Source organism: Bacillus sp. TH30, from assembly GCF_016650875.1.
Classification (GTDB): Bacteria; Bacillota; Bacilli; order Bacillales; family Bacillaceae_G; genus Bacillus_A; species Bacillus_A mycoides.
Genome location: NZ_JAEKEY010000006.1, coordinates 45359 through 55674 on the forward strand (window position 1 = coordinate 45359; position 10316 = coordinate 55674).

Sequence of the window (10316 nt, forward strand, 5' to 3'; positions counted from 1 at the left end):
TTTAGTTACTGAGTAATTACCTAGAATCATTTCAATTGATACGTTTTTATTGGCGTGGTTTTTGTTGTGTTCCCTGTTTTTAAATCGTATTCTTCTAAAACAACCCGATACGAGCTTGATGTTACATCGGCACTTAATAAACTCAATCCTTGAGCAATTGTGCTTTTTGATGCGTCATCAAACAAAATTCCACCACCAGTAATTTCATTAAATTGCTTATTATAAGTTATTTGTATTGTTTTTAAGAATCCGTATATATCGCCTTTATAATCATGGTAATAATTATTCCAGATATAGGGACCTTGCAACAATGCATTTGCTTTTAAGTTTATATTTTTCAATTCACCTTTTAGTACTTCAGCCTGTACTCTTACCCCTTTTCCAGGGTCCACGAGTACAGACATAGGAGGAATTCTTAAAGTTCTTGTAGTTGTTTTTGTCTCTGCATTCGAATCTGACCACGTTCCTTCTACTGTTACTTTGGCTGTGACTTCTACACCACCTAAACCGAATACATCCAACTCAGCTTTCGTTGAAACTTCGGTTCCTGTTTTTAGCGTCTTAGTTTTAGTAATGGTTGTCGAATCCGTTATCGTTTCAGAAAACTCTATGGTTTGATAAGTTTGTTGATTAGATGTTTTGTTCTCGAAATTACCAACAGCCATGTAAAACGGCTTGAATGTCGTAAATAAATCGGCTGGGTTTGCTACCAACTTTACGTCTTTTAACTGCAAACCATCTAATTTAGCATATTTTGCGGGAGATGGTAAATTCCCTGATGTAGGAGCTAATTTAGGCGAAACTGGGAAAGGATGAAATCGATCTTCTTTCCAAATTGTAGTGTTATAGTGTGAATATAAAGTATAATCATAGTTAATAAGTTGACCTATTGGTGCATTTCCGATTTTGTGTAAAATCTGTTCTAAGTTAAGTTCTTCTGCTTTTATTGAAACTTCTCTGTTCTCAGCCCGATTACCCGTTTGATTTATACTCTTCGCGTCATTTTCCATTACTCTAACATCCCCTTTTAATAAAAATAAATTTCATACATATCATACTATTTTTTACAGTATTTAGATTTTTTGGTTTGCTAATATGTATTGAGAAATTTAATAGGAATCTATGGATTGAAAGACCCAATCTTACAATCCATTTTGCAAATGAAAAATGGAAATACAAAACGTCTGTAAAAGTATACTTTTGCGAATGCTTAAAAATTGGCTGAAATAAATTATTTGGGTATTCGTTTTAGTCTTGTTTTTATTTTAGGATTTTTAGAAAGTCATATATGTGAAGACGATAAAATGAGTTTTACAAAACTAAGAAAATGTTAAACCCATAAAAAACCTTTGTATCATGTGTATGTACTGATACAAAGGTTTTTTTATATGAATATTTAACTGTCTATTTTACTAATTATAAAAAAACATGAACTTAGTTTTACTTTTTAGGTCGGCTGGGTACGGAAACAATTAGAGGAATAAACTTCCAGAGTGGCCCCTCATTCCCTGAATCGTTTCCGTACCCCTAATAGGCACATACCTTTAAGCACATATACCTAGATATGTGTGCTTAAGTCTATTTTAAAGTGCATAACTTAAGTACATATACCTGGATCATGAAAAATCTTTGTCATTTCAACGTTTTTTAAACTTTTCCTCTCAAAAAAACAAAAGATTATACAGCTTTCAAAACCGCAACTTAATCCCCTTTTACAATAAGAAATTTCACGTCAATGTCAGCTCATAAAATAATAAAAAAGCCTTGCTGTAGAAACAAGACTTTTCCCCTTTTATTTTTGTTCGATTGCATACCGACTATCCTCTGAAACACATAAACTTGCCGCGTTAACTTTTATACTACATTTTCCTAATCGCCGCTTTACTTCTGATTGTAATTTTTCATTTGCTTCCTCTAAAGAACGTGCTGGAATAATCGTAGATTGTGAGTCTGTTACCTTGCCACTATACATCACTGAAAAATTCAATTCATATTGATGTATCAAGATTTCTCCACTCCTTTTTTCCCTAGATTTCCTCACAGATCATTCTTATTTGTCGCTTGCTCCTGTAGTTTTTGAAGACGGATACGCATTTGCGGTACATACCAACTTTTTCTTAATCGGATGATCGTAATTCCTACAATTAAAATCAAAAAGGCTTGTAGTAAAATATCTTGTGTTTCCCACAACGTACACAAATAAAGAAGACTTCCAGAACAAACATAATACATGGCCAATAACAAATTTATATTCGCGATTATGATTTGTTTCTTTACAATCGCGGCTATTCCTGCCAAAACAAGCGTACAAACTCCTATACTTAGCAAAATATATGCAATAAACTTAAAAAAAATCATTCTCACACCCCTTTTCCTATAAAAGCTTATTTAACCTACCTAAAAGACCGAATAAAAGACGTAACCTTATTCAATATCAAATGTATTAACGAATTATTTAAAATCGATTACAAGCGAATCTGAAACGTCATTTTTTCTGAAATGGAAACTTTTTGTGTTGAAAATCATATATGCATTGTTTTCCAACACATCCAATTGAAAATCCTGTAAAAAAAGTTGCACCAGCAATTTTCAATCCCCATTGCCACATGTTTTCTTGTGAAAAATGATGTGAAACATAGAGGCATACCCCTGTACAAATAATGATCCAAATTCCATATTCATCATATTTTCTTTGTTCTAATTTTTGTTCATGAAACGGATACACCTGGATAAACAAAAAGGCTATCAGCAAAACTGACAGCCCAATTCCAAATACGATCATTCTTTATCGCCCCATTTCCCCTTGATTAAACCCCTTCATAACGTTTCTGTAACAATTGTTGTATACGTGCCGCATACATTTTAAAATAGGGAACATTTTGTGCGGCAACCTTTCCAAAATCCATTTGCATTAATGTTTCTTCTAACAGTTTGAACTCAAAGTCTAAAAATGTATCATGCTGTTTATGAATCGAATGCGGGATATTATGCAAGGCATCCGCAATTTCTCGTACATATGTCACACTGTATTCATCTTCGTTTGAATAGGAAAATACATTTCGAATTAATGCAAACGTTTCTTGCAAAACTTCATATCCGATATGATGTAATACATTTTGATTTATCAAATCCGCCCTCATTCCCTTCCCTGCAATTCTTTCTTCCCTATCTCTCCCTATTCTTCCTTATGCCTCCCTCTCTTTCCGCTTATTTCGGCAAATATAGTGTTGGATTGATTCGCTAGATATCGCCAACATTTTGCGTATTTTTCCTAATTAGATGAGCCAATATATGGATTCAATCCACTAGTTGATATAGCCTTTTTCTTGTAGAGGCTGTTGAATCTTCGCTTCATCAACAACCCACTTGTTTTTTTGATTATCATAAAGTAAAGAAATATCTAATGGCATTTGAGTCACACTAGAAACACCATTCACCGTTATTTTTTGCCATATACGGGCAAATACATTGGCATGTGTTGTATCTACTGCTGTATAGTACAACAAGACTTTATCAATATCAGACACGATTGTTTTATTAGGTTCCGTCTTTTCAATAGGCTGATTGATGTCTGTTCCTGCTGGAACAAGCATTTTTAAAGCATTATCTGTCACAAATGGCTCAATTTTCGTCCATGCCCGTTCTCCTTTCGCTGTATCATAGACGAAAAAGGCTTTTAAAAATCCTTCTGTATCTTTTTTGACCTGTGTTTCTGTATTTTGTTCTTTTCCTTTCAATATCTGATCTAGTTTTTTATTTTGGATTTGTACCGCTTGTAATTCTTTCTTTGTATCTTCATATTTTTTTTGATATTCATTTACTTTAGAGGCTGTAGAGGTTGCATATATGCCAACCCCTACAACTAACAATAGTAAAATACCTATAAACCCTTTATTCATCGCTATTCCTCCCCTATCTTACACGTCTAATTCCAACGAAATGATCCGCCCAATATTTTTGACTTAAATCTGCATAGTGTAAATGCGTTCCACCCGCGTTAAACATTTTGTTATTACCAATGTAGATGCCGATATGCGAAATCCCTGCCTTATATGTTCCCTGGAAGAAAACAAGATCCCCTGGCGCTGGATTATCTACTGGAACTGTAGCATTATACATAGATTCAGCGGTTCCACTAATCCTAATTCCAACTTTGTTATAGCTCCATTCAATTAGTCCCGAACAATCAAAGTTCGGCGGTGCCCGCCCCGCCCATACGTAAGGATAACCGTCGTACGGTGTTACTAAGGCCATAATTTCATTGAATTTCGCATTAGCTGGCCCATCTCCTGTTCCATCCCCAGGATTAGCACCACCAGTACCAACTTGATAGTATTTCAATACTTTTTCGACATAGCTAAAATCGCCATAACAATAAGGAGATCGGAAACCACATTGTGTTCTTCCGCCATTGTGTTCTAAGGCAAATTGTTTGGCCAAGTCAAGCGTATATTCTCCACCATGACTGTTTATATAATTTAAAAACCCAGGACCAAAATTATATGTTTGCAAAGCTAACTTGATCCTATTTATGTCAGAAGGACTTTGTACATTTGCTATAGTAATAGCATGCTTAAACTCTTGTACCCCACACCAGATAGAATAATCTGGATCAGATATACCATTCTGAATTTTAGGATACCTGGTGTTAAAAGCCCCCTCTGCGGACTGCATAACATCGAGCAACTGACCGCCGCTCTCCTGCATAATTAAGCTAAGCATTAAAGGTACATAAGGCTCTACACCAAATTCTTGCGCATATTTTCGTACAAGGGGTTCCCATTTTAAAACATCAGCTGGTACAGTTGTTGTTCCAATGGCACCACCTGTATTATGTCCTCCTTCTTCTTTTTTCCCTATCCCTTGCCCCAAAATGATAAATAAAATAAACCCAATACAGACAAACAATCCTATAGTAAAAGCAGAACTCCCAAAGAGTAATGTCAGTATCCATGATTTTTTCTTTTTCTTCTTTTTTTGTTCTTGCACAATGTCTTCTTGTATCGTTTTGTCTACGACTTCCTTTATTTCTGGTATCATCTCATCCCTCCCCCTTTATAAAATGATTCAAGATTGATTGAAATGTTTTCTAATAATCAGCCTATATACAAGTGCCAAAAGAATGGGGATAATCGCAAAAACAGGAAATAGTACCGTTAAAACAGTAGATTGCTGTTTTTGTATAAAATCTAATAATCCAAAATGGCCTGTTCCGACAAACCAAATGAAAAAGGCTAGTTTGACTCGATCATCAATACGACAACGCAACTCATTATGGATAATTTGTAGAGTTAGAAGAATGAGCGTATACCAGATAAGTAATCCTAAACCAATCCATCCTAATAAATCTGTCGGCCATTCTCTCTGTATGAAAAGAATGACTATGTTCATCCATCCCAAACACCCGATGCAAAGAAAAATACTGATACTGACCATTTTCATACAAGTTAATTTCCATTGGTTCATATCTACATCGCTCCTTTTTATAAAAAGATAGTAAAGTCCTATAAACTAGGACTCTACTCATCTTTTTTTGGTGGGTCCAAATCGTCTAAGTTATCTAAGTTCTGTGGATCAGTAGAAGGCATCCAATTTTCACTTCCAGCCGCTACAGCTCCATATTGTATATCTGGCGTATCGATCGTTAACGCTTTTTCTTGAATCTGCTCATTTTTGCTTACTTCTTTCTCATTTACTTGTACCAAATCAGAAGTGGAAACGGATTCCGTTGGGATAAATGAGTCAGGAGAGTTCGACACTTGTACAGTTGACTCGACATCTATATTAGGTTTTTTAGCGACAATTTGCCCCGCTTTATTCACTTCGGCAGGAATAGCATCTGGAATATCTGCATTTGATATAGAAGAACTTGTTTCTGGTGTGCGTGGGACAATGACACCTTCTTCATTTACATCTGCACGAATTGTATCTGGTATTAAAGGTTCATTTGCATCTGTTTCAATTGGTGTTGAGATTTCTTGTTGTGGAATATTTGTTGAAGTTTCCTGTTCTGGTTGTATTTCTTCTCTTGAAATATCCATCGGGATTTCTTCTGTTGGAATGTCTTGTTGTGGGATATCGGATGGGATTTTTTCAAATGCTTCATGATCTGCTGATACTTCCTCTAATGGTATTTCTTGTGTCGGTACTTCTGTCTGGATTTCTTCATATGCTCCCATATCGCTTGGAACTTCTTCTAGTGGTATTTCTTGTTCTGGTACCTCTGTTTTGATTTCTTCATATGCTTCCATATCAGTTGGAACCTCTTCTAATGGCATTTCTTGTTCTGGTACTTCTTGTTTTACATCTTCATGTACCTCTATATCAGTCGGAATTTCTTCTAGTGGTACCTCTTGTTCTGGTACTTCTGTTTGAATTTCTTCATATGCCTCCATACCAGCTTGTGTTTCTTCTCCTGTTGGGATTTCCTCATCTTCTAAAGATACAAGCTCTGGTTGAACCTCCATTTCTGATTCTTCTACCTCTGTTCCTTCTTGTTTTCCTTCCATTTCTTGCTCTAACGCTTCCTTATCTAAGCTGATAAGGCCTTGTTGCATTGATGCCTCTTCTTCACCTGGTGTCGCTTGTTCTTTCCCTTCCTCTTCCTGCTGTGGTAAATTCCCTTCTTTATCACGATCCTGTAGGGAAATAAGCTTTCCTTTCTTTTTATTCTCTTCTTTTTCTTGTTCTGTTTGATTGTCTGGTAAATTTTTCGGTATATCAGCTTGTATTAATGGATTGGCCTTTTTCTTTTCATCGTCTGTTCCTGCATTTTCTATCTGACTACCTGCCGCCGCCAATTCAGCCGCGTTGTTAAAATGTGCTCCCATTTTGTCTCCAATATAAGACATTGTATTTCCAGCGTACTCTTTTCCTTTATCTACAAAGTTTTCAGTCATAAGGGATATATTTGTGACTGTTTCATACACGCCACGTACTCGACTAAAGGCCGCAATAATATTTCCTCTAAACAGATAGCAAAGAACAAAAACAAGAATTTGAAAAATCATTGTAGACACATACCCTGCAACGCCCGCTTCTGGTAATACGTATAGTAGTTCTGCTATCGTAAAGATGATGACAAGCATAACAGACATAAAGATTTTTAATGCTAATGGGCGAATCCATTGTGAAGCCCAGCTCTCAATGACTCCGCGGTGTCCTGGCAATAGAGCAACTGCCATAACAATTGGTGAGATAATACTCATGACAAGGAACCATAATTGAAATGCAACAATCAGTAAACAAAACGCGATTACTGGAATACCTGCGAATGTATTCACGACATAGTACATAATCGTAAATACCAGCCGCTCCCCTACAGAGGAAATAACCATCATTTGATTTCCTTTTTTCACTTCTTTTTCAACTACTTCGTTTCGTTCTTTCCCTGGTGATTTTGCCAACAATTCATCTACCCGTTGAGCACCCAATTTCTCTTTTGAATCTTCCCCATACTGTAAAAATAAATATGGCCTTTCAACTAACAAATCCCAAATCTGTTTTTTCACCGAAAAGATTGCATCCGCTTTGGAACGTCCTGGATCACCCGCAACCGTTCCTGTTGCTTTCGCTAAAACCGTTACACTAATTTCAGAACTAATCGTATTTGCACTCCTTAAAATCGTACTTGCGTTTCCAATGTACGTAACAATAAAAGCAATCACAAGTACCATTTTCACTAACTCACTCAAACCTTTTGATGGCTGGCGCTTAATAAAGAAGATATAACCCGCATAACACGCTGATAACACACATGCAATGCCAATAATGGCTGGGAATAAACCAGAAGATAAAAAGCCACCTTTTTCGATACCAGCAATGCTTTGCATAGCCGCACCTAATTTATCCGCTACAGCATCTACAATATCCAGGTTCAACGCTTGATCGACTAAGAAAATGGTTAATTGACTAAGAATCACACTTAGTTGAAAAGCCATATTTCCAAACCATTGACAAGTTGTATACAACATTCTTTGTAAGTCTTTTCCTACACTGTCATCACCAAACAAGTAACCGCCAACTTTTTGAAATACGTTTTGTTCATCTTCTTTTGGCTGGTACGTATCAATCTCATAATATTTATCTTTGTAAATGCCATCTGTATACCCACTAAACAGATTTTCAGAGATACGCGCCCCTTTTTGTTCCTGCTTATCTTCTTCCGCTAGGGCCACATGAGGCCCTAACGGTAGTAAGAAGAATACAAGAATCATACAAATAGAGAAAAGTTTTTTCATTCCTTTTGCCCCCATTTATGAACATGAACTGGTTCTATACTTCCCGCAATAGAATCTAAACTATTATTTGAGTCCCATGCCCATTCATAATTTTTCCACTTTCCATCTTTTTTATCTTTTACCATTCTTAATTTTCTTCCCATTTGAGCATTTTCTACAGGATCAAAGTATTTCACACGATAGTAATACTCGTTTTCTCCTTCTTTTAAGTCATATCGATATAAGTCATATCGTTCCTTCATTCCCTTACTAGCACCAGGGTGCATCACCTCATCTTTACCTAAGTCGTATTTCTTATATAGCAAATCATTAATTTTATTTGAATCCATTTCAATATAAGCTCTTACATACTCCATCGCGGCTTTATCCGCTTCTTTCATATCACGTTCTTTCTGACTCTCTTGTTGGTTCGCATTACTTTTTGTTTCATTTGAGCAACCCGCAACACCCGTTACCATTAACATTCCTGCTACACATAATCCAGATAACATACGTAATTTTTTCATCGTTCCATCCTCCATATACAGATAATTTAGAATACTCTTATCTGTATTGTAATACGAATTACGCTAATTGTTGCGCTCGTTCTTCGTCAGTTTTTGTAGAGGAATCAAATGCAGTCTTTAATTCTTGGAAAACAGGATCAATTTCTACAACAGCGGTTCGCCCGAAAATATCCTGGAACAAGGCTTCTCCGCGTCTAAGCTGGCGTAACATTAAGATATTTTCTTCTGTGACCGGTAAGTTATAGTAACGCAACATTTCTTCCGCTTCCTTATCGTATTTCAGCGCAAAACAGAACTTCATACCCACATTTGCAACCTCTTTGTTTTCAGATTGATAATCGGATGCGTTTTGTGTTCCTAAATACAAGCCAATATTATGGAATCGTCCTTCGCGAATGATTTTGTCAGAGGAAGCCGCACCCTCTTTGTTTTTCAAAATACTTGACGCCTCATCCTGTAGGTATACTTTGAAAATACTACGGTCAGAATGCATTAAGGATTTACCAAATGCCGCTAAAGCAATTAAGATACTACGAGATAATTTGTCTGTAACACTCTCATTCTTGTCCTCTGATTTTGGAATGCGTAAATGTTGAATTTGTAATACTTGTAACGGACGTTCTAGGCTTAATACGCGATAATCTTGACCTTGTCTACCAAACAATAAATCTCCTAGCTGGATGCCTTCTAAGGTTGCTAAACGATTTGTAAGGGCGTTTAACCGTTCTAATTCAGTTGGCAATAAGTTAGGTTCTTTCTTCATATCCTCTAGTTCTACACGAACCAAAGTTAAACATGCGTCTTCTTTTTTCGCCACTCGTTCAATGGCTTTATATAAATAGTCATATCTGATATCCTCTAAGCCTACATCTGATAAAAACGTTAAAATTTCAAGTGCTAAACTCTTCGCATCTTCTATCGTTGCGCTTATTCGGAATGGGTCTAAACAGCCCGCATCCTCTTTATTCTTCCCAAGCGTCCATACTTGCAAGGTATCCTCATTGAACCCTGGCAATAATTCTGGCCACCTTGTGCGGTCCCCTTTTGGATCGATTATAAATGCCCTTCCGCCACTCATAACAATCCAAAAGGCGAGTAAGTTCATTAAGAAAGATTTTCCTTTCCCTGTTTGCCCCGCAAACATAACCGATAAACTTTCAAAAGCTGTCACAATGTTATCTAATGCTTTCGCCGCAAGTTCTGGGCGGACAAAAACAGGACGATTCAATTTCTTGGTCTTTCCAATGTAAAACCCTTGATTGTCACCAATTTGTGTTGTAGCCCCGAACATTCCTTGCGCAAGCACACCTGGCTCCACAAACAATTTGAAATCCGTATTATAACGTTTAGAACCTGGTAAGAACTCGTAGAAGTATGCAAGCTGTTCTCCATATGGATTAACTAACTCAATCTTCATTTTTCGATATTCTGTAATCAGCGTATTGACGCGTGATCTTAAGGTTTTGTCATCTTCGGCATATACACAAAACAGTACACTTAATTCATATCCAGGTGCCCCTGTTGTTTCAAATCGATCTTTTACAATTTTGACCCCTCTTGCTTTGCGATC

Annotated in this window: 11 protein-coding genes; all 11 read right to left on the reverse strand. The window is 36.6% G+C overall.

Annotated elements, in window-relative coordinates:
• Positions 1-26: 26 nt before the first annotated feature.
• A complete protein-coding gene (locus tag JFU20_RS29755) occupies positions 27-1010 on the reverse strand; it encodes an ETX/MTX2 family pore-forming toxin (protein ID WP_201039307.1) in 984 nt (327 codons plus the stop codon).
• Between the two features lie 782 nt (positions 1011-1792).
• Entirely contained in the window at positions 1793-2005 is a 213-nt protein-coding gene (locus JFU20_RS29760; protein WP_201039308.1) for a hypothetical protein, read from the reverse strand.
• 32 nt (positions 2006-2037) lie between these two features.
• On the reverse strand, positions 2038-2358 hold the full coding sequence (locus JFU20_RS29765; RefSeq protein WP_201039309.1) for a hypothetical protein: 321 nt from the start codon (positions 2356-2358) through the stop codon (positions 2038-2040).
• A 127-nt stretch (positions 2359-2485) separates the two neighbouring features.
• On the reverse strand, positions 2486-2782 hold the full coding sequence (locus tag JFU20_RS29770) for a hypothetical protein (protein ID WP_201039310.1): 297 nt from the start codon (positions 2780-2782) through the stop codon (positions 2486-2488).
• A 25-nt stretch (positions 2783-2807) separates the two neighbouring features.
• Entirely contained in the window at positions 2808-3128 is a 321-nt protein-coding gene (locus JFU20_RS29775) for a hypothetical protein (protein ID WP_201039311.1), read from the reverse strand.
• A 177-nt stretch (positions 3129-3305) separates the two neighbouring features.
• Positions 3306-3899 (reverse strand): hypothetical protein, encoded by a 594-nt coding sequence (locus tag JFU20_RS29780; protein WP_078205415.1) that lies wholly within the window; start codon positions 3897-3899, stop codon positions 3306-3308.
• Between the two features lie 13 nt (positions 3900-3912).
• On the reverse strand, positions 3913-5040 hold the full coding sequence (locus tag JFU20_RS29785; protein ID WP_201039312.1) for a bifunctional lytic transglycosylase/C40 family peptidase: 1128 nt from the start codon (positions 5038-5040) through the stop codon (positions 3913-3915).
• Positions 5041-5067: 27 nt separating this feature from the next.
• Complete coding sequence (locus JFU20_RS29790; RefSeq protein WP_201039313.1) at positions 5068-5466, reverse strand: hypothetical protein; 399 nt, start codon at positions 5464-5466, stop codon at positions 5068-5070.
• Between the two features lie 53 nt (positions 5467-5519).
• A complete protein-coding gene (locus JFU20_RS29795; RefSeq protein ID WP_201039314.1) occupies positions 5520-8240 on the reverse strand; it encodes a CD3337/EF1877 family mobilome membrane protein in 2721 nt (906 codons plus the stop codon).
• A complete protein-coding gene (locus JFU20_RS29800; protein ID WP_201039315.1) occupies positions 8237-8746 on the reverse strand; it encodes a hypothetical protein in 510 nt (169 codons plus the stop codon). Before JFU20_RS29800 ends, JFU20_RS29795 begins: the two co-directional genes overlap by 4 nt.
• Before the next feature lie 58 nt (positions 8747-8804).
• Positions 8805-10316: ATP-binding protein (locus JFU20_RS29805; RefSeq protein WP_201039316.1), on the reverse strand; the 1512-nt coding region annotated here is incomplete at its 5' end.

Bases quoted from the DNA above. Each gene is read 5' to 3' on its own strand.
- JFU20_RS29755 (WP_201039307.1), bottom strand. From the start codon at position 1,010: ATGGAAAATGACGCGAAGAGTATAAATCAAACGGGTAATCGGGCTGAG.
- JFU20_RS29765 (WP_201039309.1), bottom strand. From the start codon at position 2,358: ATGATTTTTTTTAAGTTTATTGCATATATTTTGCTAAGTATAGGAGTT.
- JFU20_RS29770 (WP_201039310.1), bottom strand. From the start codon at position 2,782: ATGATCGTATTTGGAATTGGGCTGTCAGTTTTGCTGATAGCCTTTTTG.
- JFU20_RS29780 (WP_078205415.1), bottom strand. From the start codon at position 3,899: ATGAATAAAGGGTTTATAGGTATTTTACTATTGTTAGTTGTAGGGGTT.
- JFU20_RS29785 (WP_201039312.1), bottom strand. From the start codon at position 5,040: ATGATACCAGAAATAAAGGAAGTCGTAGACAAAACGATACAAGAAGAC.
- JFU20_RS29790 (WP_201039313.1), bottom strand. From the start codon at position 5,466: ATGAACCAATGGAAATTAACTTGTATGAAAATGGTCAGTATCAGTATT.
- JFU20_RS29795 (WP_201039314.1), bottom strand. From the start codon at position 8,240: ATGAAAAAACTTTTCTCTATTTGTATGATTCTTGTATTCTTCTTACTA.
- JFU20_RS29800 (WP_201039315.1), bottom strand. From the start codon at position 8,746: ATGAAAAAATTACGTATGTTATCTGGATTATGTGTAGCAGGAATGTTA.